Genomic DNA, 25664 nt, shown 5'->3' with positions numbered 1-25664 from the left:
CGCGGAAGATAGCCTACCATGGCTTCTCAGAGGGTAAGAACGCATTCATCATCAACGATATAAGGAATACGCAATGCAACAGGTTACCCGTGCAGGCGAGCCAATGGATGTCGCTGGTTTACTGCCTGCCAAAGGGCAGATAGCCCCTGCGATGACGCTCACCAATAGCGACTTGCAAGACGTCACGTTGGATACCTATGCAGGCAAGCATAAGGTACTCAATATTATTCCCAGCGTGGATACGCCCACCTGCGCCATGTCCACGCGGCGCTTTAACGAGCTTGCCTCCAACCTTGCCGATACGGTGGTGCTGGTGGTGTCTGCGGATTTACCGTTTGCCGCCAAGCGGTTTTGCGGCGCTGAAGGGTTGGATAACGTCAAAACGCTATCGACCTTCCGTCATCCTGATTTCCAGGAAACCTGGGGCGTGGCGCTATGTAATAGCCCCATGGCTGGCCTGTGCGCGCGTGCCGTGGTGGTATTGGATGCCGATAACCGCGTACTGCACAGTGAGCTTGTCAGCGAAATCAAAAACGAGCCTGATTACGATGCTGCACTGGCGGTGCTTAACGCGTAGCGTTTAGCGGCTGTTTGGCGGCGTCCAGCAGTGCCCGAATCAGGCGCTGCTGGGGGCGATTGAAAATCAGCCATTCTGGATGCCACTGCACGCCAATTAAAAAGTCATGCTCGCGGGACTCGATACCCTGTACCAGTCCATCCCGGTCGCGGGCCACAATCTCGATCCCCTTACCCGCCTTGTTGACCGCCTGATGATGAAGACTGTTGACGCGGCACCAGGTAACGCCCAGCAGCTGGTAGAGCTGGCTGTCGCCAACAATGTCCACGGTTTTACGTGGCAGTACCGTGCGTCTCCGCTTTAACCCTTCATGAGTGGTGTAAATATCAGGGTCCAGGGTGCCACCTAAATGCACGTTGATAAGCTGCGCTCCCCGGCAGATGCCCAACACCGGCGTATTCAGCGGAATAAAGCGTTCAAGTAGCGCAAGTTCCAGCTCGTCGCGGGCAGGATCAAGGCGAACGTCCAGCTGGATTTCGCCACCATAAAGGGTGGCCTGGATATCATCGCCACCGCCAATGATGAGGCCATCAAGGTAGCCTGGTAGGGGGCGGGAAGGGGATAAGCGCAAGGGCCTCCCGCCATGGCGCCATACGGCAAACCAGTCAAACCACCAGGCAAGCTGGCTTTTAGCATCTGAAGTGGTGATTCCGATCAGCGGCCGTGACATTCAGATAACTTCCCTTCAAGTATCCATAAAATGATCATGCATTCACATTAATGCCGTTTCGCCCACTGCATCAGCTTGTCTTTCAGGCGTGAAAAGATGGGCCGGTTGTGCTCGGCAATATATTCAGCGCAGCGTGCATGAAGGACTGTCTTGTCCGCGGCCAATTTTTCCACTTCGACCCAACGGTTCCACTCGGTAACTGCTCCCCATCCTGGCTGTGAAAGCTGGGCGTTGGGCAGCCGGTAATGAAAAGTGGGGCGGGGTTTGATGAGCTTCGTATGCAGCAATTCGTGAGTGTGATCAGGGCGCAGATAAGCAAATAAAGGAAGTAGATCAAGCTCGCGGTTTCGCGTGGCGTTATAATGCAGGTAGTCGTCGATAAACGTATCCAGGTCCGGCTGGTAGCGGCTATCCAAAACCTTTAACGCGTAGTCTTTGGGAAAAGGATTGGCATGAGGCAGCACTTCGCGAGTGATATCCACCTGGATCTCGTCGCGCAGCCAGTGGGCCATCAGCAGGTAAGCGCGCAGCATCGTTAATAGATACTCAACGTTCAAACACTCGACCTCAAGGTTAAGATGCAGGCCAAATCCGTACAGCAGACTGGCGTCTGTCCCTTTAGCCCCCTGGTCGCGCAGCGCCTGAAAAATGGTATCCAGATTTTCAAGTTCGCTCCACGGAATTGGCGGGCAGACCAGCTCCGTGGGTACCAAGCCTGATACCATATCACCAATCAATTCACGGGTTTTTTGATGAAACTCCACCCGGCGTTGGTGCTGATGCCGCTTCCATTCGCTATCCTGATCACTACTTTCATCAAGCAACGCCTGGTCAGGATGGGCATACTGGGTATCCAGCTCAATACCGAATACGCCCCAGCGGCTGTTCTCAACCAATAGGCGGTGAGGGCTGACAACGTTAAGCTCACCTCCGAACAGCTCACGTACTACCTGGGCCGTATCACGTGGTGGAAGACCGGCAAACTCAATTTCAACACCTACGTGTCGCAGTTTTCCATCACTATTAAACCGGTTTGGGGGAGCTTGCAGCGTCATCTCGGCATCCTGTGAAATGAACGTTTAAACTATCAGCCTATCATAGTCCCGCACGAAGATAGTCGCGTATGAAGATAGCCACGCATGATGGCTGAACCGATTCCGTTGAGTAGCGAGTAATGGTTAGCTACTTCACCGTACGGGAACATTTACCTATCCATTTTGGGAGTAAGGCGTGCGACAGCACTGGATAATCAACACTGTCATCAGCCTCATTTTGGTTGTACTGGTCAGCCTAGTGCCGGCCCAGGCGCAGGTACCCGGCGTCTCGCTACCCAACTTGGGAGGAGAATCCAGTAATGAAGCAGACGTTAGCAGCAATGAATTCCAAAGCTCGCTTAATGATGTCATTGCCATGCTTGAAAATGAAGAGCGTCGCACTGAGCTGTTGAACTCACTGCGTGAGCTGCAGGTTACCGCCGATGCCGCCGAGGAAGAGACAGTGGTGCGCCAGGGGCTTTTGGGAGCGCTTGCCGATACGCTGACCGATATCGGCGAGCAGGCGCAAGCTGGCGACTCGCCAATTGATGAGTGGTCAAGACAGCTGGTGCAAGGTGCGGCCGACCTGCGCGCGCTTAATGATGGTGCAGGCCAGGGCGCAGCAATTCGCGCCATTGCAGATGGCGCGGTTCTAGCCGTGATCTGGATCACGCTGCTGGTGGTCATGGTTGCCTTTGGGCGACTGATCGCCACCCGGCGGAACTGGCCCCTGGATTTGCCCCGCGACCCCAAGGCGTGGCTGCTTGCCGCGCACTTCTTGCGCCGCATGCTGCCCTGGGCGCTGGCCTTTGCGATTACATTAGGAATTGGCCAACTGCTGTCATATAACCCAGGGCGGATGCTGGTTCTGGTGGTGGCCTACATCTGCCTGTGTGGACGAGCGCTTTCTGTCGTGTTTGAGACGGTCATTGCCTTTTTCAGCCGGGGGCATCGATTTACCGCCGTTCAGTTGCTGCAGCAGCGCGCCCTGCGCGGGCTGTTTGTGATCGGAGCACTGATTGCCTTGGGAGATGCTGTTAACTCTACCCGCTTGGTGGAATTGCTAGGAGGGGAGCTTGCAAGCCTGATATCAGTGTTAGCCAACATGCTGGCGGCGCTCTTATCAGCCCGGTTTATCTTTAAGTTCAAGCGCCCCGTACGCCAGCTGATTTGTAATCGCCCCTATAAACAGCGCCGTGATGCCAGCGCGGCGGTCGAGATGATCCGTGCGCTGGGCGGGCTTTGGCATATACCAGCGCTACTGTTAGTCGGTGGCTCGTTACTAGCCATCTTTATTACCGTAGGTGATGTGGGCACGGCGCTGGCACGCTCGATTATTTCCGCAAGCCTCTTGGTGCTTACTTTAGTGATTACCGGCCTGTTAAGGCGCCAGGCGGCCCGGATTGAAAAACGCCGCCATCGTCATCGCTACAGCCAATACCGAAAACGCTTGGAGCGCTTTGGCTTTGTACTGGCGCATATCTGTTCGTGGATGGTGTTTGCCGAGCTCTTCATGCAGGTATGGGGTGGCTCGCTCTTTGGGCTTGGGCAACAGGCTGTTGCCAGTGCACGTATTGGCCAGGCCCTGGTGAGTCTGGGGGCGACCATTCTATTAGCGTGGCTGGTGTGGATCTTTGCCGATACGGCAATTCAGCGGGCGCTTACCTCGTCAGGCCGTGCGAGAGGTCGGCGGGTCAACCAGGCACGCGCGCAAACCATTACGCCGATGATCCGTAACGTGATTTTTGTCACGATTTTAATCATCGCTTTTATTGCCGGACTGGCGAATCTAGGTGTTAACGTCACGCCGCTGCTGGCGGGTGCCGGTGTGATTGGTCTGGCCATTGGTTTTGGTGCCCAGACGCTAGTGCAGGATTTGATTACCGGCATCTTCATCCTGATTGAAGATTCATTGGCGGTGGATGATTTTGTGCTCATCAACAGCCATATGGGAACGGTGGAAGGGCTCACGCTGCGCACCGTGCGGCTGCGCGACCTGGATGGCGTTGTGCATATCATTACCTTCAGCCGTATCGAATCGATCCATAATATGTCGCGCCAGTTTGGTATTGCGCTGATGCGGATTCGCATTCCCTATGATATGAAAATTGACGATGCGATTACGCTGATGCAGGAAACCGCGCAGGAATTGCGTAAGGACCCGATGATGCGCCATTACATCTGGTCGCCGCTGGAAATGCAGGGCGTGCAGGGGTTTGAAGATGGCTGCCCGATATTGCGCATGCGTTTTCGCACGGCGCCGGAAATGCAGTGGGACGTATCCCGCGCCTTTAACCTGTTATTGAAGCAGCGGATGGAAGAGCAGGCCATCGACCTGGGTGTGCCGCGTCTGAGTGTTAGCATGGAGGCCCGCTCTGAAGACCGCATGGCATCTAACGAAGGCACTGAGCTCTCGTTTGGAAATGCCAATGGGGACGAGGGACAGGAATCGCCCAAGCACAGGCCCACACCGCCTAAGCCAGCGCCGCTACCTACCCAGGCCGAAGTTAAGCGCGATGAGCGCGAACGTGCGCCCAATGCCTCACGCAGCGAGCGTTTGGCTCAGAGTAAACCCAAGCCCAACACCTATGCCCGTACCAACGATGAAAGTGACGATAAGTAGCCAGATGCCGCGCAGTCCGCGCAAGCGGTTGTAAAGTACAACCGCTTGGCTGACGCGGTCGACCAGTTCGTCGTGACGGGAAACGGCCTGGTCGGCAGGTAGCGAAAAATCGTTGGCCACATCACCCTGCCAGTGCGCGCCGTGGGTTAACCCCAGTCGGGCGCGCAGTTGCCCAATGTCGCTTAGCGTCGTGAGCGTCTGGTTGTAGCTCTCGCGGTGTTTGGGCACCTCGAAGACAGCTTTAGCATCCTGGCGTAAGGCGCTATTGGGGCAGCGAGCCACGGCGTGTTGCAGCTCCTCATCGTTTGCCTGGGGAGAAACGCCAAGGCGTTGGTACAGATCGCGCATAGAAGTAGGCCGGTTATTATCGGTAGGTGTGCATTAAATAATCATAGGCGCTTTTGATGCGCTGAAAACGTGCCGAGGCGAGAGCAATTTGATGCTCGCTTTCGGTATAGAAACGGTCCGGGTGGTGTAATTGTGCCATGCGCCGATAGGCCTTGCGCACTTCCACCTGACTTGCACCTGGCATCAAACCCAGCACGGCCAGGGCACGGGTTGTGCGATCGGGTGGTGGCGGTGATGAGGCACGCTGATAAGAGTTCCTTTGCTTCGCCCCCTCTTGGGACTCCTGTTGCTGGCGTTTTTTGCGCTCGCGCTGCTCCTGGCGTCGGGTTTGCTCTTGTTGACGGTTTCTTTCGCGTTCAGCCTCGGCCTGGGCTTTAGCGTGCGCACGTTCAGCCTCTTCCTGTTGGCGTTCTCTTTCCTGACGCTCGGCTTTTTCCTGGGCTTCGCGCGCCTGTTGCTGGGCGGTCTCGGCCTCACGCGCTTTCTGGGCATAATAATCGGCGTCGTGTATTCGCCAGTACGCATCGCGGCTAGGGTCTTCCGGCGCGGCCAAAGGGCTGCCCGTCAGCTCCTGAAACAGGGTGTTGAGCGTGAGAGGGGCAACGTTGAGTAAATCCGCCAAAAAACGCAGGATGTAGTGATTCGCCAATGAGAGCTCGCCGCTGTCCGTTGCCACCGTAATGGCTTGATGCATCACACCAAGGCTATGCTCTTTAGAGCACTCCTTACGAAGCACTTCTGCGGCAAGCTGGATCGCTTTCAGGTCCTGTTGCTGGGCAATGTGTATGATGGGCGCCAGGTCGTGTCCATGACGAAAGTGCACGGAGACCTGAGCCAGGCGGCGGCGTCGCTGACCTTCCGAAACATGCTGACGATGAACCAGTACCCAGGCTAACAGCAGCAGCTTTGCCGTATCTACTTGGCTGCGGCTTTTTAGCAACAGCAGCTCAAAGGGTGAGAAACGGGCAATGGACATTCCCAGGCTCCAAAGGCAAAGAGGTGAATCGATCGTGTAACATGACCGTGCACTATAACCGCGCAAGATGACTCACCATTATAATTAATGCCATGGTATATCATCACGATAGGCAATAAAGCAGGAGATTGAGCAGGTGATCAGCGTTGAGCGCAAAAACAGCTTCCATCTGCGCCTTAGCCGGCGGCTTAAGGAGGAGACATCCCACCGGCTTGATGTCTATCTCTTCATGCCTGCAGAACTTGGCTTGAACACTCATGTCATTTCCGAAGAGGCATTTTATCACGCCTCAATTAACGTCTCGCGAACTTACTCCAGTGATGCCTATCATCTACCGCTGGTGCATAGTCGGCTGGTTAGTCGAAATCAGTTGGGCAGCGAGTCCTACCGCTTGAGCCTGAGTCTTTACGCCTACCAGTATGTAGTGGCCATGGAGCGGACGACCCAGAAACTCTTAGCTGGCGAACGTAAGTTGCGTAGTGAACGTCAAAATGAGTCGGACGATGTTCAGGAAAGTAGCCAGGCACTGTGCGAGCAGTTAAATGAAATGCAGGATTTAAGTGAAAACATTTTAAAGAAGCTGCGTCGCCACCAGCCTTCCGATGAACGCCTGTATAAGTACTTTGCCAATATTGATAATTACCTTTCCTGGTTTACCGAGCAGCAGTTGCTTGCTTTGGTGGCGCATATGCCCAGGGGCGGCGATTTTAGCGATATCAAGCGCCGTTTTATCAGTGTTTGTGAGCATGAAAGCGAATATCGGCGCGAGCAGCAGTACAACGCTGAGCGCGTGATGGCTGACCCGACGCGCATGTCCAATAAGATGCGTCTGTTAAGGCGGCTGATTGAATATCCCATTACCCTCAAGCAGGAATCGCTGGAGCTGGGTAGCGGAGAGCAAAAAGCGGTCAAAGCGCTCGCCACGGCCGTGGTAATGGCGTGTGTTACCTTGAGCGTGCTGCGCTTGCGCGAGGTGGTGGGCGACATTACGGCGCTGTTTGTACTGGCCATGGCGCTACTTTACGCCATGCGCGAGGTGTTCAAGGACGACTTGCGCAATACGCTTTGGCGGTTATTGCGTCGGGGGAGGCCCAAGTGGCGGCGCCAGTATGTCGACCCGACCAGCAATACCATGGTGGGGCGTCAGCTTGAATGGTTTGATTACAAGCGCTATGCCGCGTTGGATAAAGATATTCAGCAGATGCGACGGCGTACGGTGGCCCAGCGTGAAGAGATGGTGCTGCACTACCGTTCCAGCTCGCGCATGTCGCCTACCCGATTTCTAAGCGGCTATGAACATACCCGGGAAACGTTGCATATTGATCTTATGATGCTGACCCGCCTGATGAGTAAGGAGAAACACCATATCTATCGGTTAAAAGATGGTCAGGCGGTGCGTGAAAGCGTGGAGCGGCGTCATCTGTTCAACCTGGTGGTGCGTGAGACGGGGAGTGAAGACACCCCTTACCTGGCGCGTTGGAAAGTGGTGGTTAGCCGCTCGGGTATTGTGGATGTAGAAAAGGTTGCGGATAACAGGGAGGGAGCAGAAGAAGCGCCAGATGCTACCTTGTGAGCCGGCGATCAACCGTCTGCCTTCGGGGGCTCAAATCGGCAGACAGTTGATCGCCAAGTTGGCATCGCGCATACCTGGCATGGCCGCTTGGGATAGTTAGCCTAGCGAATTGATGGCCTGTTCCAGATTGTCCACACTGCGCTGTGTTTCGTGAAGCTTGTCCAGGCCAAACAGGCCAATTCGGAAGGTCTGGAAGTCATCGCCTTCATCACACATTAGCGGCACGCCGCCGGCGATCTGAACGCCCGCCTGGGCAAACTTGGCCACAAGCCCAGCGTCATCGGTATAGCTGACCACCACGCCCGGCGCTTCAAAGCCTTCCGCCGCCACACTAACAAACCCGTGGTGTTTAAGCATGGCGCGTACGTCATGGCCAATCGCCCGTTGCTCCTCTTTTACCTTTTCAAAACCGTATTCACGGGTTTCCTGCATGATATCGCGCAGCTGGCGCAGGGCGTCGGTGGGCATGGTGGCATGGTAAGCATGGCCGCCGTTTTCATAAGCCTGCATGATGGCGTGCCATTTGCCTAAATCGCAGGCGAAGCTGTTACTGTGCGTGTCATCCAGACGCTGTGTAGCGCGTTCAGAAAGCATGACCATGGCGCAGCACGGCGAGCCGCTCCAGCCTTTTTGTGGGGCGCTGACCACCACATCAATGCTCAGATCCTGCATATCTACCCACAGCGTACCTGCGGCAATGGCATCTAGTACAAACAGGCCGCCAACCTCACGCGTCGCTTGCGCCACGGTGCGAATATAGTCATCGGGCAAAAGTAAACCGGCAGAGGTTTCCACCTGTGGTGCGAATACCACGGCAGGTTTTTCCTGGCGGATACGCTCGGCGACTTCTTCCGCGGGTACGGGCACAAACGGAGACTGCGGATCATCGGCATTCACGCGGCGGGCTTTAAGCACCGTGTGCTGGTCGGTCAAGCGGCCCATCTCGATAATCTGGGTCCAGCGGTAGCTAAACCAGCCATTACGGATCACCAGCGTTTTCTGATCCAAGGCGAACTGGCGTGCGACCGCTTCCATGCCAAAGGTGCCGCTGCCCGGAACAATCGCCGTCGAGTGGGCGTTATAGACCTCTTTCAGCGTGGTCGAAATATCGCGCATCACGCTTTGAAACTGCTGCGACATATGGTTGAGCGAACGATCGGTATAAACCACTGAGTATTCGAGTAGCCCAGTGGGGTCGACGTTGGGCAGTAAGGCCGCCATGGCGTTCTCCTTGATGAGTAGGCGTACATATCACGCGATATAAAGTGTCTTACAGAGTACGAGGAATTGTTAGACGAGGCCAGTGCAGCCGATGAGGTTCATGAGGCAATAAAAACCGCCGTCATGGAGACGGCGGCATACGCGACAACCAGCCTGATGCGGCAATAACCGCGGTAATGAAGGAGCCTAGCGTTGAGGCAATTGCTCGGGGCCAAAGGCGTCCGGCAGCAGTGTTTCCATGGTGTAGGTTTTGAGTATTTCGCCTTGGCGGGAGATGACCATAATTTGCGTATCGTTCGTGGCGAACTCACGAATGCGCTGACGGCAATCGCCACAGGGCGTGCACAGGTGCTCGCCCGGCCCCATCACATACACCTTGGCAAGTTCGCGCTGGCCAGCGGTTACCATCGCACTAATCGCCGATGCTTCCGCACAAAGCCCCTTGTAGTGGGCGACTTCGACGTTAGCGCCTACGAACTGTTGGCCGTCCGGGCACTCCATGATGGACGCCACGGGGTGGTCGGAATAAGGGACGTAGGCATTGTTCAATGCATCAAGCAACGTGTTGACCAGAGCAGAGTCTGCTTGGCTCATAAATGATTCCTCGGTTTAGCCTAATCAGGCGTTGGCGGCGTCGTCACGCAGGACGGTATCCAGCGCGATCACCATCATATCGTTGAAGGTGGTTTGACGATCAGCGCTGGAGAGCGCTTCACCTTTCAAAATATGATCTGATACGGTGCAGATGGTGAGTGCGCGGGCACCGAACTCGGCGGCAACGCCGTAAAGGCCTGCGGCTTCCATCTCGACACCCACAATGCCGTAGCGCTTCATCAGCTCGGCCATATCGGTCTGCGGGTTGTAGAAAAGGTCAGCCGAGAAGATGTTGCCCACTTTCACCGGCACATTTTGCGCCTTGGCGGCGGCCACGGCGTGGCTTGTCAATTCAAAATCCGCAATCGCGGCAAAGTCGTGATCGTTGAAACGCATGCGGTTCACTTTGGAATCGGTGCACGCGCCCATGCCGATCACTACGTCGCGAACGTTAACGTCGTCGCGTACCGCGCCGCAGGAACCCACGCGAATGATTGACTTCACGCCGTAATCGGTAATCAGCTCTTTAGCGTAAATCGAGACCGACGGAATACCCATGCCGTGGCCCATAACGGAAATTTTGCGGCCTTTATAGGTGCCGGTATAGCCCAGCATGCCGCGCACATCGTTTACCTGACGTATGTCGTCAAGGTAGGTCTCGGCAATGTACTTGGCCCGCAGAGGGTCGCCGGGCATCAATACCGTATCCGCGAAATCACCCTGTTCAGCATTAATATGCGGAGTAGCCATGTGGTTTCCTTATGTCTTGTTAAATGGCGCCATCAGGCAGCGTAAGATAAAAAGCTCTCGCCATCGTCCATTGCAGGGAGGTCGAAGTAATCCGCCAGCGTCTGGCCAATATCGGCAAAGGTATCGCGTGCGCCCATCGGCCCCGGCGCGAACCCAGCGCCGCTGACCATCACAGGAATGTATTCACGCGTGTGCTCGGTGCCTTCCCAGCTGGGGTCGCAGCCGTGATCCGCGGTAAGGATCAGCAGATCGTCATTATTCAACGCGGCGAGCAGCTCCGGCAGGCGAGCGTCAAAGTGCTCAAGGGCGGCCGCGTAGCCCGGCACGTCACGACGATGACCGTAGACCGAGTCGAAATCGACAAAGTTGGTCATGATCATGGTCGGGCGGTCGCCGGTTTCCATGGCAGTGCGCGCCACTTCACCCAGGGTCGCGTCCATCAGCGCATCGTGGCCGCTGGCTTTAACTTTATGGGTAATGCCGCAGTGGGCGTAGATATCGGCAATCTTGCCAATCGATACCATTTCACCACCGGCATCGGCGAGCTTTTGCAGTACGGTGGGCGAAGGCGGTTCTATGCTGTAGTCGCGACGGTTGCCGGTACGCGCAAAGCTTGCGCTGTCTTCACCCATGAACGGGCGGGCAATCACTCGGCCGATGTTGTAAGGCTCCAGCAGCTCGCGCACGGTTTCGCACAGTGCGTAAAGGCGATCTAACCCAAAGTGCTCTTCGTGAGCGGCAATCTGGAAGACCGAGTCTGCCGAGGTATACACAATCGGTTTGCCGGTTTGCACATGCTCGTCACCCAGGCGGGCAATGATTTCGGTGCCCGAGGCGTGGCAGTTGCCGATCACACCGGGCAGGTCCGCCGCCTGAACAATCTTATCCAGCAGCTCAGCAGGGAAGCTTTCGGTCTTGTCGCTGAAGTAGCCCCAGTCAAAACGTACCGGCACGCCAGCGATTTCCCAGTGGCCTGACGGGGTGTCCTTACCGCTGGAAATTTCCTGGGCATGCGCGTAGGCACCTTCGAGCACCTCGGGTAGGGCAACGCCTTCGGCAACAGTGCCGGTGCTATCCCGGTGGGCGTGAAACAGGCCCAGTTTGGCCATGTTGGGCAGCTTTAAGGGGCCTGAGCGCTCAGCCGTATCGGCTTCGCCACGCGCACAGGCGGCAGCGATATGGCCCAAGGTGTCCGAGCCTTCATCGCCAAAGGCGGCAGCATCGGCGGCGCTGCCAATGCCGAAGGAGTCTAGTACCAGCACAATTGCACGTTTCATGGCGTTTTCCTCGTCAGACGGTGCTAATTAAAGCTCTTCACCGCGATAAGTTTCCTGGAGCAGTGAATCAATCGTCGCTTCACCCGTGCCAATAGTGATGGCAGCACGCAGCTGGGCAGCGGCGCGGTCAGCCTGTTCATCGCTACGCGCGTGAACGAAGGCTAGCGGCTGCTGGCTATCTACCTGGGTGCCTAGCTCGGCAATGGCTCTGAAGCCCACGCTATGATCGATACTAGCGTCGTTACGCAGGCGACCGCCGCCCAGCTCCACCACACTCATGCCCACTGCGCGGGTATCGATGCGCAGTACATTGCCCGACTGCTCGGCATACACGGGTTTAACCACGTTGGCTTTGGCAAGGTAACTGTCGGAGCGCTCCATAAAGTCACCCGGGCCGCCCAGCTCGCGCACCATGCGCGCGAATACTTCGGCTGCCGCACCCGAGGTCAGGGCTTTTTCAAGCTGGCTCAGGGCGTCATCACGGCTTTTCGCCAGTTTGCCTGCCATGAGCATTTCCACGGCCAGCTCACGGGTGACCTGCATTACGCGGCTGTTGGGGCGCTCGCCGCGCAGCAGCTCCAGCGTCTCAACAATTTCGATCGCGTTGCCCGCACACGGTGCCAGCGGCTGGCTCATATCGGTCAAAAGCGCTGTCGTCGGTGTGCCGGCCTGGGTAGCAACCGAGGCGATGCTTTTGGCAAGTTCGTGGGACTTTTCCGTGGTGGGCATAAACGCGCCACTGCCGACTTTGACATCCATGACCAGTGCATCAAGGCCGGAGGCAAGCTTCTTACCCAGAATGGAAGCAGTGATCAGCGGAATGGACTCAACCGTCGCGGTGACGTCACGCACACCGTAAATGCGCTTATCCGCCGGTGCCAGGTTGCCGGTCTGGCCGATAATCGCAACGCCGGTGGACTTCACTACATCGCCAAAGCGCTCAGGGGCAGGGTAGGGGTCGTAGCCGGGGATCGACTCAAGCTTGTCCAGCGTACCGCCGGTGTGGCCAAGGCCACGGCCTGAAATCATGGGTACAAACGCGCCACATGCCGCAACCCATGGGCCGAGCACTAATGACACCAGATCACCCACGCCGCCGGTGGAATGTTTATCCACAACCGGTCCTGGCAAATTGAGCGAGTCCCACTGCATGACGTGACCTGAATCACGCGTGGCGGTGGTCAGGGCCACGACTTCCTCGCGGTTCATGCCGTTAAGAAATACCGCCATGGTGAAGGCGCCGATCTGAGCGTCGCTGATACGGTCATCGGCAATGCCCTGAATGAACGTTTTGATATCTGCCGCTGCCAGCGGGTTGCCATCACGCTTTAAACGAATCAGTTCCTGCGGGAGCATATTAGTAGCCTCCTTGTGGTGCCGCGCTTTCTACGCCGCCCAGTGTGTTCAGTAAATTGCCTAAAAGGCTCGATGCGCCAAAGCGAAAGTGCGCAGGGGTTACCCAGGCGCTACCCATGATCTTGCTCGCTAGCGCCAGGTACTCAGCGGCTTCTTCTGTGGTGCGTACGCCACCTGCGGCTTTAAAGCCAACGTCTTTGCCGCTTGCCTTAATGGCATTCAGCATAATCTCTGCGGCTTCCAACGTGGCGTTGGTGGCCACCTTGCCGGTAGAGGTTTTAATAAAGTCGGCGCCACCTTGAATGGCAAGCTCGCTGGCGCGTTTGATAAGCGCTGGCTCCTTGAGCTCGCCTGACTCAATGATGACTTTTAACTGGGCCTGGCCCGCACAGGCGGCTTTGCACATTTCAACCAGCTCAAGCCCGGTTTCTTCGTCGCCCGCAATGAGTGCGCGGTAGGGGAAAACCACGTCAACCTCATGGGCGCCCGAGGCAACCGCATCGCGGGTTTCACGGGCGGCAACCATGATGTCGTCACCGCCATCCGGGAAGTTGGTGACTGTGGCGATTTTTACCAGCTCGTTTAATTTGTGGGCAGTGAGTGCACGCTGAGCGGTCACAATGAACTGCGGATAGACGCACACGGCCGCCGGGTTGCCGTAAGGCGTTTTAAGCTGCTGGCAAAGTGCTTCGATGGTCGCGTCGGTATCGCTGTCGTTCAGGCTGGTTAAATCCATCAGGGATAACGCCTGGCGGGCAGCCTGGTTAAGTTCAATCGAAGTAGAAGCGGTCATGAAGTTCTCGCAAATCAGAAAATATAAACGGGCACTGCACAAAACCGCACAGTGCCCGGGACGTTAGACAGAATTAACTGGTAACGCTGCTTAACGCGATGAAAAAGCCGGCAATCGAGGCGGACATCAAATTGGACAATGTACCGGCCAATACGGCTTTTACCCCAAAGCGGGCTATTTCAGCGCGACGCGTGGGTGCAATGCTGCCCAATCCGCCCAACAAAATGGCAATGGAGGACAGGTTGGCAAAGCCACACAAGGCGAATGACAAGATGGCCATGGTATGGGGCGTCATTAACTGACCCGTCGCGGCGACCACCTGTTCCCCATCAATGTAGGGTGCCAGATTAATAAACGCGACAAACTCGTTAACCACCAGCTTCTGGCCGATAAAGGAGCCGGCAAGCGTGGCTTCTGCCCAAGGCACACCCAGCATGAAGGCGAGCGGCGCAAACAGCCAGCCCAGAATCATTTCAAGGCTTAAAGACTCAAACCCGAACCAGCCACCCACACCGCCCAGAATACCGTTGATCAGGGCAATCAAACCGATAAAGGCCAGCAGCATGGCGCCTACGTTGGCCGCCAGCATCAGGCCGGATGTAGCGCCGGAGGCCGCCGCGTCCAGCACGTTGGTGGGCCTGTCTTCCTGCTCCTGAAGCTCTTCATCGACCCTGGAGATACTGTCGCTGTCGGTGGCGTCCTGGGTTTCCGGCATAATCAGCTTGGCAAACAGCAGACCACCCGGCGCCGCCATGAAGGATGCGGCCACCAGATACTCCATCGGAATGCCCAGCGCGGCATAGCCTGCCAGCACGGAACCTGCTACTGATGCCAGACCGCCGCACATCACCGCAAACAGCTGGGAAGGCGTCATACGGGCGATAAACGGACGCACCACCAGCGGCGCTTCGGTCTGGCCCACAAAGATGTTTGCCGTCGCGGAAAGCGATTCAGTACGCGAAGTGCCCAGCGCCTTTTGCAGGGCACCGCCCAGAATCCGGATGACCCACTGCATGATGCCCAGGTAGTAAAGTACGGCAATCAACGAAGAGAAGAAAATGATGACCGGCAGAACCTTGATCGCAAACACGAAGCCGATGTTATCGACGTCTGCCAGGCCGCCAAACAGAAAACCGATACCGTCGTTGGCATAAACCAGTACCTGACTTACCCCGGCGGAGATGGTCTGTAGAACCGCCTGACCAAAAGGCACATAGAGTACAAAAGCACCGATACCTGCCTGAATGGCAAAGGCACCGAGCACCGTGCGCAGGCGAATCGACTTGCGATCATAAGAAAAGATCAGGGCGATGATCACAAGAGTGATCATACCAACCAAGCTCATAAGGAGTGTCATATGGGGATCCTTTGAGTCCGCGAGGGGGGCTCGTTTAAAGTAAGTTGAGCTTGACGGAGTAGATCATCGCGTTTTGATAATCGTTGGGCGTGCCCAGCTTGTTATCGGAGTAGCGATACTGAACGCCCGTGGTGATCAGGCCAGTGGGCTGCCACCAAAAGCTTAGCGCACCATTGGTGCCCACGCTTCCCGCCTTGTCGCCGACGTAGTTCTGCTCCAGGTAATCGTCGTCACGGCCAAAGGTCTGCTCGTGCCAGTTAGTCACGCTGAAGTTCTGATTCAAAGCGGCGAAATCATAGCCCGCGACCCAGCCGGCCATATAACCGTTCATGCCCGTGTAGCTATTACTTTGTACCCGTGCGGCGCCGATAAACGGTTTGAACCACAAACCGTTGGCGAAAGTAGTGCGGTATCCCAGCCCCAAAATTTGATCCTGTTCGCGGCTTTCATAGCCGTAGTCGCGGAAATCATAAACGTGGGCATAAAGGGATAGCGGACTATTGCCCAGGTAGATGTGGGAGGTTACCTTGCCTGCCGTGCGGAAGTTGTCCTTGCCGCCGCTTGATTGATCGAACTGGTCGTTTGTCGGATTTTCGAAATCAAAAAAGCCGTAGAACTCGCCCCAACTGAAGCCGGCACCGCCTTCTACCTCTACATAGGTGAAGTCGCTCTTGGCCGCATTTGAAGCGGTGCGGCGCTCAGTACCGTTGGACCAATCCAGGTAGTTGACCGAGACGTTGGCAAATGACCACAGCGGATGAAGTGGCTGGGAGTCGTTTGCCAACGCCGGGGTGATACCCGCCATTAATACGCCGACACTCAGAGTGGCGAGATGGGAAGTACGCATAAAAGTAGGAGCCGTCATGTAAGCCTCAAGAAAATTAACCACGATTTAGTCAGGATTGGAATTATGTGAACTGGCGTGGCTGTTAGAATTATAACATTGCGTGTTATTTTTTTAACGTCGATTTATAACAAAGCTGACTAACGTTATTTAAATGCGGCAGCTCTTGGGTGGGGGAGAGGGCAAGTGCTTGGTAAAGCGCGGGAAAAGCCCTGCCTTTAAAAGAGATGGTAATTGCGTGGCCGCTCGCGCAACATTATAAAAAACGCATAATAACGCCCTGTAAGGAGAGCTCTGCATGAACGACCGCAGTGCCCAGCGCCTGAACCTACTTGAGGAAACGCTTGCCGGTGGCGGTACGCTGCATCTGCGCGATGCCGCCATCTTGTGCGGCGTTTCGGAAATGACCATACGTCGCGACCTTTCAACGCAGCCTTCGTCGATGACGCTGCTTGGGGGGCGGCTGGTGATGACCCGCTACCCAGGCGTTACGCCGGTGTATGATCTCAACGAGCAGCAGGCCAGCCACTGTGCGGTGAAGCACGCCCTGTGTGAACGCGCGGCAAGCGCCATCGAAGAGGGCGATACGCTGTTTATCGACTGTGGCTCGACGCTGATTCCTCTGTTGGGCCAGCTTGGCCGTTTTGCCGAGCTGACGATCGTCACGTACGCACTTAACGTTGCTTCGTCGGTTGCCACGTTGCCCAACGTGCGTCTTATTCTTCTGGGTGGGGTCTACTGCGCTGCGTCTCAGTCGTTTGATAGTGACGATGTACAGGGCGCCATCGAGCGAATCGGTATCAATAAGGCGTTTATCTCAGCCGCCGGGGTCGACTGTGGGCGTGGCGTCAGCTGTTTCCATTTTCATGAGGTCGCCCCCAAACAGGCGGCCATTGCCTCGGCGTTGCAGCGTTTTCTGGTCGTTGATGCGAGCAAGTTCGGGGTTGTACGTCCGGCCTACTTCGCTTCATTGAACGATTTCGACACAATCGTGACTAATGAAGGGTGCGCACCTGAGCTGCTCGCCCGCTTTACCGGGCAGACGCTTCTGGTCAGCTCACCTCCCGCCTCAATCTGCCAGATGTCACACCCTTAGGTCGCACCCGGGTGCGTCAAATCGTCGCTTTGCTTCGCTGTTTAGATCAAAGGAAAATACGCCAGTTAGAACTGGCCTCCTTCATGTTAGGATGTCGGCTCAATCCGCTACCTGCTTCCTACCCCGGTAGCGCATATTTTTCCCGGAGCAAAGGCAGTTCATGCTGGTGGAGTGTTTTGGGAAAAGTATGGGGTGATAGTTAGTTGGCATATGGCATAACGTTTGGCTTGCTGTGTGGCGGCTAGTTTTGTAACGCAACTCTGACGAGATCGCACCATGCAACAACCTTCCTACTGGCGCAGGACAGGCACTCTGGTGCTCATTGCGCTTTGCTTGCTGCTCGCAGGCTGTAGCTCGGCCTTGATGGACCCAAAAGGCGTGGTCGGTGAAACCCAGCGTTCACTGATTTTGAGTTCTTTTGGCCTGATGCTGATCGTGGTCATCCCCGTTATTGTCATGACGATAGTGTTTGGTTGGTACTATCGCCGTAGCAATACGATGGCTGAATACCTGCCCGACTGGGCGCACTCTAACTGGATCGAAGCTATTGTCTGGCTGGTTCCGGTCGTCATCGTCGCCATTCTGGGCGTGATTACCTGGAAAAGCTCGCACGACCTTGATCCTCACCGTGCGCTTGAAAGCGACGTGGCCGAGCTTGAAATCCAGGCCGTGGCACTCGACTGGAAATGGCTGTTTATCTATCCCGAGCAAGGCATTGCAACGGTAAATGAAGTTGCCTTCCCGGTGGATACGCCCGTTCGTTTCCGCGTGAGCTCAGGTTCAGTAATGAACTCCTTCTTCATTCCTCAACTGGGCAGCCAAATCTACGCCATGGCCGGAATGGATAACGACGTTCATCTTCAGGCAAACGAAATTGGCACTTATGGTGGTCGTTCGACCAACTATAGCGGTGCTGGCTTCGCCGGCATGATTTTTGATGCTCACGTCACCTCAGACGCTGACTTTGACGCCTGGGTTGCTGAAGTTGCGCAGTCATCTGATACGCTGACCTATCCAGAAGGGTACTCTGAACTGGCGGAGCGTTCGTCGTTCCATCCCGTTGAGTACTTCTCTGACGTAACACCTGAATTCTATGAGCGCTTGGTGTCCAGCTTCCATACCGGCAGCGACCCTGACACCGACACTCAGGATGCGCCTCGCGCGCCAGCAATCGATAGCAATGAAGCCTATCAAACGACCGACAACCAAGCAGATGGAGAGGCCGAGGATGGCCAAACCGTCAGCAATGAGGCGGGAGAATAACCGTGTTCGGTAAACTAAGCTTAGAGGCCTTTCCTCTCCACGAACCCATTCTGGTGATAGCGGGTATCGTGGGAATTCTAGGCGGCGCGGCGTTGTTGGGCGCGTTGACCTATTTCCGTAAGTGGGGCTGGCTGTGGAACGATTGGTTCACCTCAGTTGACCATAAAAAAATCGGTATCATGTATTTCATTGTGGCGCTGATCATGCTGATGCGTGGTTTTGCGGATGCCTTGATGATGCGTACCCAGCAGGCGATAGCGGCTGGTGGCTCGGCAGGCATTCTGCCGCCTGACCATTATGACCAGATCTTTACCGCCCATGGCGTTATCATGATCTTCTTCGTCGCCATGCCAATGGTTGTCGGCCTAATGAACCTGGTGGTGCCGCTGCAGATCGGTGCGCGCGACGTTGCGTTCCCGTTCTTGAACAACCTGAGCTTCTGGCTGTTTGCAGTTTCGGCCATCCTGATCAATATCTCTTTGTTCGTCGGTGAGTTTGCCACTACAGGGTGGCTGGCTTATGCGCCATTATCGGGGATAGAGTACAGTCCCGGGGTAGGGGTCGATTACTGGATATGGGCGTTGCAGATATCCGGGATAGGTACCACGCTGTCGGGTATCAACTTCTTCGTTACTATCCTGAAAATGCGCACCAAGGGCATGACCCTGTTCCGCATGCCGATCTTTACCTGGACCGCACTGTGCTCCAACGTACTGATCATTGCTTCTTTCCCGATCCTGACCGCTACCGTGGCCATGTTGACCCTTGACCGTTACCTGGGGATGAACTTCTTCACGAACGACATGGGCGGCAACGTCATGATGTACGTCAACCTGATCTGGGCATGGGGTCACCCTGAAGTTTATATCCTGATTCTGCCAGCCTTCGGTGTGTTCTCTGAAGTAATTGCCACCTTTGCACGCAAGCGCCTGTTCGGTTACCACACCATGGTGTGGGCAACGATTGCCATTACTGTACTGTCGTTCATCGTTTGGTTGCACCACTTCTTCACCATGGGTGCAGGGGCCAACGTCAATGCCTTCTTCGGCATCATGACGATGATTATTGCGATCCCGACCGGTGTGAAAGTCTTTAACTGGATCTTCACTATCTTCCGTGGTCGTCTGGAACTGACCTCACCGGTACTGTGGACGCTTGGCTTTATCATCACCTTTACCATCGGTGGTATGACGGGTGTAATGCTGGCACTGCCGGCGGCGAACTTCGTGCTGCACAACAGTCTGTTTGTTATCGCTCACTTCCACAACGTTATTATCGGTGGTGTGGTGTTCGGTATGATGGCGGGTCTGACTTACTGGTTCCCGAAAGCCTTTGGCTTTGTACTGGATGAGAAGTGGGGCAAACGTGCCTTCTGGTGCTGGTTGATTGGCTTCTACGTTGCGTTTATCCCGCCGTATATCCTGGCCTTCTACGGTGCCGTGCGTCGTATGCAGTCGTACCCGAACGCTGAATGGCAGCCGTACATGATTATCGCGTTTGTTGGTGCGTTGATCATTATGGCGGGTATCGCATGTACAGTGATCCAGATCGTTATCAGTACGCGTAATCGCAAGGCCTATGAAGATGTAACGGGTGATCCTTGGGATGGCCGTACGCTTGAGTGGTCTACTTCATCTCCTGCACCGTTCTACAACTTTGCGCGTTTGCCGGTAGTTGGCGATATCGACAGCTTCTGGTCGCAAAAGCAGCGTAGCAACGAGCAGTTGGAAAATACACCTTACACCGATATTCATATGCCGAAGAACACTGCGGCAGGACCTATCATCAGTATTTTTGCGATGATCTTTGGTTTCGCCATGGTATGGCACATCTGGTGGCTTGCTGCGTTTAGCGCTGTAGGCATGCTGGTGAGCTTCCTGGGTCGGGTGTTTAACGACGATATCGATTACTACGTACCGGCTGCCGAAGTCGAGCGGATCGAGCGTGCCCATCAACAACGTGTGGAGGCGCAAGCGTAATGGCGACTGAAACGCTACATCACGATGCTCATGCCGATGAGCATGAGCATCACGATGCTGGTGCTACCAAGGTATTTGGTTTCTGGGTCTACTTAATGAGCGATTTGGTGATCTTCGGGTCACTGTTCGCTACCTACGCCGTGCTCATGAGGGGCACGGCAGGTGGACCGACCGGCGCGGATATTTTTGAACTACCTTTGATCCTTGGCGGTACGTTTGCCCTGTTGATCAGTAGCTTCACCTTTGGTATGGGCGTATTGGCAATGAATGCCAATCGCGTTGGCCAGGTGAAAATGTGGCTGGCTATTACCTTTATCCTGGGTCTTGGCTTTTTGGGGATGGAGGTCTACGAATTCCATCACTTTATCCATGAGGGTTGGGGCCCGGATCGCAGCGCCTTCCTGTCAGCGTTCTTTACGCTGGTAGGTACCCACGGTCTGCACGTATTGTTCGGTATGATTTGGATTCTGGTGATGCTGGTCCAGCTGTCGACCAAAGGGCTGAATGATGTGACGCGTCCGCGTATCCTGTGCCTGAGCCTATTCTGGCACTTCCTGGATATCGTCTGGATCTGTGTATTCTCCTTCGTCTACCTGATGGGAGTGCTGTGATATGAGCTCTTCTAGCCAATCATCCAGCCACGGATCGGTAAAGTCCTACGTTATAGGTCTTATCCTTTCTCTGGTACTGACCATTATTCCCTTTGGCGCTGTCATGCTGGGCTTGTTCAGCCTGCCAGTAAACGTGGGTATCATTGTTGTAACAGCCATATTGCAGATCCTGGTTCAGCTTGTGATGTTCATGCACTTGGACTTCAAGACTGAAGAGGGCTGGAACATGCTGTCCTTCGTCTTCACGGTGTCGATTCTCGCCCTGGTGGTAGGAGGTTCGCTGTGGATCATGCAGCATCTACATCTCAACATGATGATCGGCTAACCACCATGCCCAATCGGTGGCACGATTTGCTTGAGCTAACCAAGCCAGGAATCATCGGCGGCAATCTGATTGCCGCCCTTGGTGGCTACTTTCTAGCCGCGCATGGTGAGTTTGACCTGGTGACGTTTGCTTCGGTCATGTTGGGGATTGCTTTAGTGATCGCTTCAGGTTGCGCCTGTAACAACGTGATTGATCGCGATATTGATGCGCTGATGGCGCGCACGCGCCATCGCCCTTTAGTTAGGGGCAGCGTTTCTATCACGCAAGCTTTAGGTTTGTCGGCACTGCTGGGTATCAGCGGTGTGGTATGTCTGGCCTTGGGTACCAATGGCTTGACGGTCGCACTGGCGGTAATCGGGTGGGGCGTTTATGTCGGAGTGTATAGCCTTTATATGAAACGCCACTCCGAGTACGGCACTGTCGTGGGTAGCCTGTCAGGCGCCATGCCCCCGGTAGTCGGCTACTGCGCGGTGACGGGTACCTTCGATAGCGGTGCGATCGTTTTACTGCTGATTTTCTGTCTCTGGCAGATGCCGCACTCCTACGCGATTGCGATCTTCCGCTATGCCGATTACCAGCGTGCCTCGATTCCGGTGCTGCCGGTGGTTCACGGCATCAAGCGGGCCAAGCACCATATCCTGGGCTACATCGTGGCGTTTATTCCAGCCTCATTAGCCTTGGTGCTGGCAAGTCAGGCGGGTACCGGCTACCTATGTGTCGCGTTGACCATGGGTGGTTATTGGCTGTACTTGGCCATCTGCGGCTACCGTCTGGATGATGACGTACGTTGGGCCAAGCGTGTATTTGGCGTATCAATTCTGACCATCACCGCGATGAGCCTGGTGATTGTGTTGGAATCCATGGTACCCATGTGGACCTAATCTATTTGTACCAATCTATCCGCGTCAGGTAACTGGCAGGATTAAAAAAGCCCCAGGCAGTTAAACTGCCCGGGGCTTTTTCTTTTGGCTTGTTTACTGAGCCGCAAATACGACGATTCAGGCTTCCCGCTGGCTGGCCTGTATTGCGGTCAGGGCAATGGTATAAACAATATCATCGACCAGCGCGCCTCGGGAAAGATCGTTCACCGGTTTGTTCAAGCCTTGAAGCATCGGCCCAACGCTCACCACGCGGGCGCTACGCTGCACTGCTTTATAGGTAGTATTGCCGGTATTGAGATCCGGGAACACAAACACCGTGGCTCTGCCCGCTACCGGGGAGTCGGGGGCTTTCTGCTTACCCACGCTTTCAATCGCCGCTGCATCGTACTGAAGCGGACCATCGATGAGTAAGTGCGGAGCACGCTCTTTAGCGATGCGCGTGGCTTCACGCACTTTGTCCACATCCGCACCTGTGCCGGAATCACCCGTTGAGTAACTGATCATGGCCACGCGGGGTTCGATACCAAACGCTTCTGCTGAACGAGCGCTTTGCAGGGCAATTTCGGCAAGCGTTTCGGCATCGGGATCCGGGTTAACAGCGCAGTCGCCATACACCACTACCTGCTCAGGCAGCAGCATAAAGAAGATCGACGATACCTGACTGTACTCCGGGGCAGTCTTGATCAGCTGGAACGCCGGGCGCACGGTATTGGCGGTGGTATGAATCGCGCCGGATACCAGGCCATCCACTTCATCCAACTGCAGCATCATGGTACCGAGCACCACGTTATCCTGCAGTTGGGCTTCAGCAGTAAGTTCGTTAAGCTTGCCGCGTCGCCGCTCTACCATAGGCTCGATATAGTGGGCGCGACTGCTTTCGGGGTCGATGATGGTGAGCTCGTCAGGCAGCGTCAGACCCCTGTTGCGGGCCACATCCTCAATGCTCTCGCGGCTGCCCAGCAGCACGCAGTTGGCAATGCCGCGCCGCTGGCAAATGATCGCCGCTTCCACGGTACGCGGCTCATCACCTTCGGGTAGTACAATGCGTTTTTTGGCCTGTTGCGCCTGTTTGACCAGCTGGTGGCGAAACGCTGAGGGCGATAAGCGCTGCATATAACTGTTGCTCAGGGTGGTTTTTAGCCACTCCAGATCCAAATGCGCGGCCACATAGCGCGCTACCTGCTCGGCCCGCCCGAAGTCATCGATAGGAATTTCGCTGCTCAGCTGGCTCAGGTTCTGGGCGGTGGTCAGGCTATCGGTTTCAACCGCAAGAACGGGAAGCCCGGTTCTCAGTGCCGGCCTGCACATCTCGATCATGTTGTCGTTGGGCAAAAAGCCGTTGGTCAGCAGAATACCCGCCAGTTGGGTACCGTTCATGGTAGCCAGTGCCGAGGCCAGCACAACGTCATCACGGTCGCCTGAGGCAACCACCAGGCTACCCGGCGTAAAGATATGCAGCGCATTGGCAGCGCTGCGAGCGCATAGGCTAGTCGACAGTACCCGCCGACTAGCGGCTTCACCTTCATTCAAAAGCGTGGCATTAAGCGCGCGAGCAACATCCAGGGTACGCGGTGCGGTCAACGTTTTGCTATGCGGCACGATGCCGATTAAATGAAAGCTTTCGGTGGCAAGCGACGGCGAGTAACGGCGCAGTTCATTCAGCACCGGCTCTTCAAGCTGAGGCTTGATGGTGCCGGGCGCTGCAGAAAGGTCATCCTCCTGGCCGTAAGGCAGGTTTTTCATGCGCATTAAAATGCCGCCCAGCGTACGGGCGGAACTCACCCCGCCAAAGCTTCGCGCGTGCATATCCAGCTCTTCGGCAAGGCGCTGGGGTTCGTTCAGATCACCGGTGCTGACCAGAATAATGCGCGCATTAAGCGCGTGAGCCAGTTGGGCATTGGTCTGCGTGGCGTAGGTGGTGTGCTGGGTGGGCACTACGCCTTCCACCACGATCAGGTCCAGCGCGCTGCCGTCGCGATGGGCCTGCTGGGTCACTTGATCGAAAAGCTCCACCACGTTTTCCATCAGCTCGTCGGTCTGGTCATCGCGCAGCAGACGTTCCAGGCGGGCTTGGGAAATAGGCGAGGGCGGACGCTGGTTGAGCGTGCGTGAAACAAGCGCAGTTGAACGGTCAAGGCCCGGGCCGTTCAGCTCGTTTTGCATAAACGGTTTTAAAAAACCGGCTTTCAGACCGATGGTGTCGAGTGCTTGGATCAACCCTAGACAGGCAGACGTTAACCCAGCGCCTATGCTGGTGGGGACTAGCAGGATGGCCTGTGGCTGAGCAGCATTAGTCATGCCTGGGCCTCCACACACTGACGCGTTTCCATCGCGATACGGCCTTCTTCGTCGGTAGGAATCACCCACACTTCAGGACCCTGATGGTTTTCAACATCCAGCTTGCCTTCCTGGCCGCGTATCATCGCTTCGTTCTTCTCCTCATTCAGGGCAAAGCAAAAGTGGGGTAGAAGGCCGATTACCTGGCGGCGCACAATGGGGGAGTTCTCACCGATACCCCCGGTAAAAATAACGCCATCCAGCCTAGGCAGTGCGCAGGAAAGCGCCGCCAGCGATTTGGCAATGCGATAACAGAAAATGTTCAGTGCCAGCAGGGCGCCTTCGTGGCCATCTTCTGCCGCTTCTTCAACTTCGCGCATATCATTGGTCAGGCCAGAAAGCCCCAGCAGGCCGCTTTGCTTGTTCAGCACATCATCGATTTGATCCAACGACCAGCCCAGTTGGCGGTGCAAATGCGCGTGCAGACCTGGGTCAACATCACCGCTTCGGGTACCCATCACTAAGCCTTCCAGCGGGGTGAGCCCCATGCTGGTGTCTTTACTCTGATTATTCCACACCGCGCAGGTCGAGCAGCCGTTGCCCAAGTGTGCGGTTAGCCAGCCGCCAGCCCCGCGTGAGCTAAGGGCAGCCGCACGCTGGCTGACAAACGCATGGCTGGTGCCATGAAAACCGTAGCGGCGAATGCCGTGCTCGGCGTACAGACTTTCCGGCAGAGCGTAGCGGTAGGCCGTAGGCGACAGGCTCTGGTGAAACGCGGTATCAAATACCGCCACCTGGGGGAGCTCGGGAAACACTTTTTGGGTAGCGGCGATACCGGCCAGGTTGGCAGGGTTATGCAATGGAGCCAGGGCAGCGGTGCTTTGAATGGCGCTGACTACACTCTCATCAATCAAAGCGGCCTGGGTGAACTGCTCTCCTCCATGAACGATACGGTGTCCGATCGCTTTTGGAATGCGTCCTTCCAGACGCTCCAATATAGCGCTAAGGGCCTGGGTATGATCGGCATTGGGTAGCGGCTGATTGAACCGCTCGCCGACGCTGTTCTTACCCTTTAAACAGGCATCGGCACTACTCAGACGTTCCGCCAGGCCTGCCAGGCGCGGCGCTTCGGGGTCTGAGTCGATCAGCGCGTATTTAATGGAGGAAGAACCGCAGTTGATTACCAGCACCGGTACATTCATAGAAAGTGTCTGCCAAGGAAGTAAGGGTGAAGTTTGT

Annotated in this window: 23 protein-coding genes; 9 read left to right on the top strand and 14 right to left on the bottom strand. The window is 55.8% G+C overall.

Going from position 1 to position 25664, the window contains the following annotated elements:
• The first annotated feature begins 73 nt into the window (after positions 1-73).
• The gene (gene tpx, locus ELY25_RS06185) at positions 74-577 is read left to right on the top strand and encodes a thiol peroxidase (RefSeq protein WP_126950409.1); all 504 of its coding nucleotides are present in this window, start codon (positions 74-76) and stop codon (positions 575-577) included.
• On the opposite strand, the gene ELY25_RS06180 is transcribed toward tpx, so the two are convergent.
• Together ELY25_RS06180 and ELY25_RS06175 are read right to left on the bottom strand one after the other, a co-directional pair.
• The gene (locus ELY25_RS06180) at positions 567-1247 is read right to left on the bottom strand and encodes a gamma-glutamyl-gamma-aminobutyrate hydrolase family protein (RefSeq protein ID WP_126950408.1); all 681 of its coding nucleotides are present in this window, start codon (positions 1245-1247) and stop codon (positions 567-569) included. The genes tpx and ELY25_RS06180 overlap by 11 nt on opposite strands.
• 47 nt (positions 1248-1294) lie before the next feature.
• On the bottom strand, positions 1295-2302 hold the full coding sequence (locus tag ELY25_RS06175; RefSeq protein ID WP_126950407.1) for an amidoligase family protein: 1008 nt from the start codon (positions 2300-2302) through the stop codon (positions 1295-1297).
• 175 nt (positions 2303-2477) lie between these two features.
• Between ELY25_RS06175 and ELY25_RS06170 the strand changes: the two genes are divergently transcribed.
• Entirely contained in the window at positions 2478-4904 is a 2427-nt protein-coding gene (locus ELY25_RS06170; RefSeq protein WP_126950406.1) for a mechanosensitive ion channel domain-containing protein, read from the top strand.
• On the opposite strand, the gene ELY25_RS06165 is transcribed toward ELY25_RS06170, so the two are convergent.
• Both ELY25_RS06165 and ELY25_RS06160 read right to left on the bottom strand, forming a co-directional pair.
• Positions 4824-5252: a hypothetical protein gene (locus ELY25_RS06165; protein ID WP_126950405.1), complete on the bottom strand. Its 429-nt coding sequence runs from the start codon at positions 5250-5252 to the stop codon at positions 4824-4826. The two genes, ELY25_RS06170 and ELY25_RS06165, sit on opposite strands and share 81 nt — an antisense overlap.
• Before the next feature lie 16 nt (positions 5253-5268).
• Positions 5269-6228, bottom strand: coding sequence for a J domain-containing protein (locus ELY25_RS06160; RefSeq protein ID WP_126950404.1), 960 nt, complete (start codon positions 6226-6228; stop codon positions 5269-5271).
• Between the two features lie 136 nt (positions 6229-6364).
• Here ELY25_RS06160 and ELY25_RS06155 point away from each other — a divergent pair, with 136 nt between their 5' ends.
• On the top strand, positions 6365-7801 hold the full coding sequence (locus ELY25_RS06155) for a hypothetical protein (protein ID WP_126950403.1): 1437 nt from the start codon (positions 6365-6367) through the stop codon (positions 7799-7801).
• 96 nt (positions 7802-7897) lie between these two features.
• On the opposite strand, the gene ELY25_RS06150 is transcribed toward ELY25_RS06155, so the two are convergent.
• From ELY25_RS06150 to ELY25_RS06115, 8 genes are all read right to left on the bottom strand, one after another.
• On the bottom strand, positions 7898-9022 hold the full coding sequence (locus tag ELY25_RS06150; protein WP_126950402.1) for an aminotransferase class V-fold PLP-dependent enzyme: 1125 nt from the start codon (positions 9020-9022) through the stop codon (positions 7898-7900).
• A 186-nt stretch (positions 9023-9208) separates the two neighbouring features.
• Entirely contained in the window at positions 9209-9616 is a 408-nt protein-coding gene (cdd, locus tag ELY25_RS06145; protein WP_126950401.1) for a cytidine deaminase, read from the bottom strand.
• A gap of 24 nt (positions 9617-9640) precedes the next feature.
• Positions 9641-10366 (bottom strand): purine-nucleoside phosphorylase, encoded by a 726-nt coding sequence (gene deoD, locus ELY25_RS06140; protein WP_126950400.1) that lies wholly within the window; start codon positions 10364-10366, stop codon positions 9641-9643.
• A gap of 32 nt (positions 10367-10398) precedes the next feature.
• Positions 10399-11643 carry a phosphopentomutase gene (locus ELY25_RS06135; protein ID WP_126950399.1) on the bottom strand — a complete coding sequence of 415 codons (1245 nt, stop codon included), beginning with the start codon at positions 11641-11643 and terminating at the stop codon, positions 10399-10401.
• Positions 11644-11670: 27 nt separating this feature from the next.
• Positions 11671-12999: a thymidine phosphorylase gene (gene deoA / locus ELY25_RS06130; RefSeq protein ID WP_126950398.1), complete on the bottom strand. Its 1329-nt coding sequence runs from the start codon at positions 12997-12999 to the stop codon at positions 11671-11673.
• A gap of 1 nt (position 13000) precedes the next feature.
• Positions 13001-13792: a deoxyribose-phosphate aldolase gene (gene deoC / locus ELY25_RS06125; protein ID WP_126950397.1), complete on the bottom strand. Its 792-nt coding sequence runs from the start codon at positions 13790-13792 to the stop codon at positions 13001-13003.
• A gap of 73 nt (positions 13793-13865) precedes the next feature.
• Positions 13866-15149: a NupC/NupG family nucleoside CNT transporter gene (locus ELY25_RS06120; RefSeq protein ID WP_126950396.1), complete on the bottom strand. Its 1284-nt coding sequence runs from the start codon at positions 15147-15149 to the stop codon at positions 13866-13868.
• A 34-nt stretch (positions 15150-15183) separates the two neighbouring features.
• Entirely contained in the window at positions 15184-15954 is a 771-nt protein-coding gene (locus tag ELY25_RS06115; protein WP_126950825.1) for an outer membrane protein OmpK, read from the bottom strand.
• Positions 15955-16291: 337 nt separating this feature from the next.
• Here ELY25_RS06115 and ELY25_RS06110 point away from each other — a divergent pair, with 337 nt between their 5' ends.
• The 6 genes from ELY25_RS06110 (at position 16292) to cyoE (ending at position 22148) form a co-directional block, all read left to right on the top strand.
• Entirely contained in the window at positions 16292-17089 is a 798-nt protein-coding gene (locus ELY25_RS06110) for a DeoR/GlpR family DNA-binding transcription regulator (protein WP_126950395.1), read from the top strand.
• Between the two features lie 276 nt (positions 17090-17365).
• Positions 17366-18352, top strand: coding sequence for a ubiquinol oxidase subunit II (cyoA, locus tag ELY25_RS06105; protein WP_126950394.1), 987 nt, complete (start codon positions 17366-17368; stop codon positions 18350-18352).
• Between the two features lie 2 nt (positions 18353-18354).
• Positions 18355-20331 (top strand): cytochrome o ubiquinol oxidase subunit I, encoded by a 1977-nt coding sequence (gene cyoB, locus ELY25_RS06100; protein WP_126950393.1) that lies wholly within the window; start codon positions 18355-18357, stop codon positions 20329-20331.
• Complete coding sequence (gene cyoC / locus ELY25_RS06095) at positions 20331-20942, top strand: cytochrome o ubiquinol oxidase subunit III (protein WP_126950392.1); 612 nt, start codon at positions 20331-20333, stop codon at positions 20940-20942. The genes cyoB and cyoC overlap by 1 nt, the downstream gene beginning before the upstream one ends.
• A gap of 1 nt (position 20943) precedes the next feature.
• Positions 20944-21267: a cytochrome o ubiquinol oxidase subunit IV gene (gene cyoD, locus ELY25_RS06090; protein ID WP_126950391.1), complete on the top strand. Its 324-nt coding sequence runs from the start codon at positions 20944-20946 to the stop codon at positions 21265-21267.
• A complete protein-coding gene (gene cyoE, locus ELY25_RS06085) occupies positions 21225-22148 on the top strand; it encodes a heme o synthase (RefSeq protein ID WP_126950390.1) in 924 nt (307 codons plus the stop codon). The genes cyoD and cyoE overlap by 43 nt, the downstream gene beginning before the upstream one ends.
• A gap of 117 nt (positions 22149-22265) precedes the next feature.
• Here cyoE and pta read toward each other — a convergent pair whose 3' ends face one another.
• Both pta and ELY25_RS06075 read right to left on the bottom strand, forming a co-directional pair.
• Positions 22266-24446 (bottom strand): phosphate acetyltransferase, encoded by a 2181-nt coding sequence (gene pta / locus ELY25_RS06080; protein ID WP_126950389.1) that lies wholly within the window; start codon positions 24444-24446, stop codon positions 22266-22268.
• Positions 24443-25627, bottom strand: coding sequence for an acetate/propionate family kinase (locus ELY25_RS06075; protein ID WP_126950388.1), 1185 nt, complete (start codon positions 25625-25627; stop codon positions 24443-24445). Before ELY25_RS06075 ends, pta begins: the two co-directional genes overlap by 4 nt.
• Between the last annotated feature and the right edge of the window lie 37 nt (positions 25628-25664).

Source organism: Vreelandella populi (assembly GCF_003989825.1).
Classification (GTDB): domain Bacteria; phylum Pseudomonadota; class Gammaproteobacteria; order Pseudomonadales; family Halomonadaceae; genus Vreelandella; species Vreelandella populi.
The sequence above is the reverse complement of the archived record's forward strand: the minus strand, read 5'-3'. Positions and strand labels throughout refer to the sequence as shown.

What these genes read in the sequence shown, in the direction of transcription:
- ELY25_RS06115 (WP_126950825.1), bottom strand. Translation starts at nt 15,954, where the DNA reads ATGGCGGGTATCACCCCGGCGTTGGCAAACGACTCCCAGCCACTTCAT.
- ELY25_RS06135 (WP_126950399.1), bottom strand. Translation starts at nt 11,643, where the DNA reads ATGAAACGTGCAATTGTGCTGGTACTAGACTCCTTCGGCATTGGCAGC.
- deoD (WP_126950400.1), bottom strand. Translation starts at nt 10,366, where the DNA reads ATGGCTACTCCGCATATTAATGCTGAACAGGGTGATTTCGCGGATACG.
- cdd (WP_126950401.1), bottom strand. Translation starts at nt 9,616, where the DNA reads ATGAGCCAAGCAGACTCTGCTCTGGTCAACACGTTGCTTGATGCATTG.
- deoA (WP_126950398.1), bottom strand. Translation starts at nt 12,999, where the DNA reads ATGCTCCCGCAGGAACTGATTCGTTTAAAGCGTGATGGCAACCCGCTG.
- ELY25_RS06120 (WP_126950396.1), bottom strand. Translation starts at nt 15,149, where the DNA reads ATGACACTCCTTATGAGCTTGGTTGGTATGATCACTCTTGTGATCATC.
- cyoD (WP_126950391.1), top strand. Translation starts at nt 20,944, where the DNA reads ATGAGCTCTTCTAGCCAATCATCCAGCCACGGATCGGTAAAGTCCTAC.
- ELY25_RS06180 (WP_126950408.1), bottom strand. Translation starts at nt 1,247, where the DNA reads ATGTCACGGCCGCTGATCGGAATCACCACTTCAGATGCTAAAAGCCAG.
- cyoA (WP_126950394.1), top strand. Translation starts at nt 17,366, where the DNA reads ATGCAACAACCTTCCTACTGGCGCAGGACAGGCACTCTGGTGCTCATT.
- ELY25_RS06165 (WP_126950405.1), bottom strand. Translation starts at nt 5,252, where the DNA reads ATGCGCGATCTGTACCAACGCCTTGGCGTTTCTCCCCAGGCAAACGAT.
- ELY25_RS06160 (WP_126950404.1), bottom strand. Translation starts at nt 6,228, where the DNA reads ATGTCCATTGCCCGTTTCTCACCCTTTGAGCTGCTGTTGCTAAAAAGC.
- ELY25_RS06110 (WP_126950395.1), top strand. Translation starts at nt 16,292, where the DNA reads ATGAACGACCGCAGTGCCCAGCGCCTGAACCTACTTGAGGAAACGCTT.
- deoC (WP_126950397.1), bottom strand. Translation starts at nt 13,792, where the DNA reads ATGACCGCTTCTACTTCGATTGAACTTAACCAGGCTGCCCGCCAGGCG.
- ELY25_RS06075 (WP_126950388.1), bottom strand. Translation starts at nt 25,627, where the DNA reads ATGAATGTACCGGTGCTGGTAATCAACTGCGGTTCTTCCTCCATTAAA.
- ELY25_RS06150 (WP_126950402.1), bottom strand. Translation starts at nt 9,022, where the DNA reads ATGGCGGCCTTACTGCCCAACGTCGACCCCACTGGGCTACTCGAATAC.
- ELY25_RS06175 (WP_126950407.1), bottom strand. Translation starts at nt 2,302, where the DNA reads ATGACGCTGCAAGCTCCCCCAAACCGGTTTAATAGTGATGGAAAACTG.
- tpx (WP_126950409.1), top strand. Translation starts at nt 74, where the DNA reads ATGCAACAGGTTACCCGTGCAGGCGAGCCAATGGATGTCGCTGGTTTA.
- cyoC (WP_126950392.1), top strand. Translation starts at nt 20,331, where the DNA reads ATGGCGACTGAAACGCTACATCACGATGCTCATGCCGATGAGCATGAG.
- pta (WP_126950389.1), bottom strand. Translation starts at nt 24,446, where the DNA reads ATGACTAATGCTGCTCAGCCACAGGCCATCCTGCTAGTCCCCACCAGC.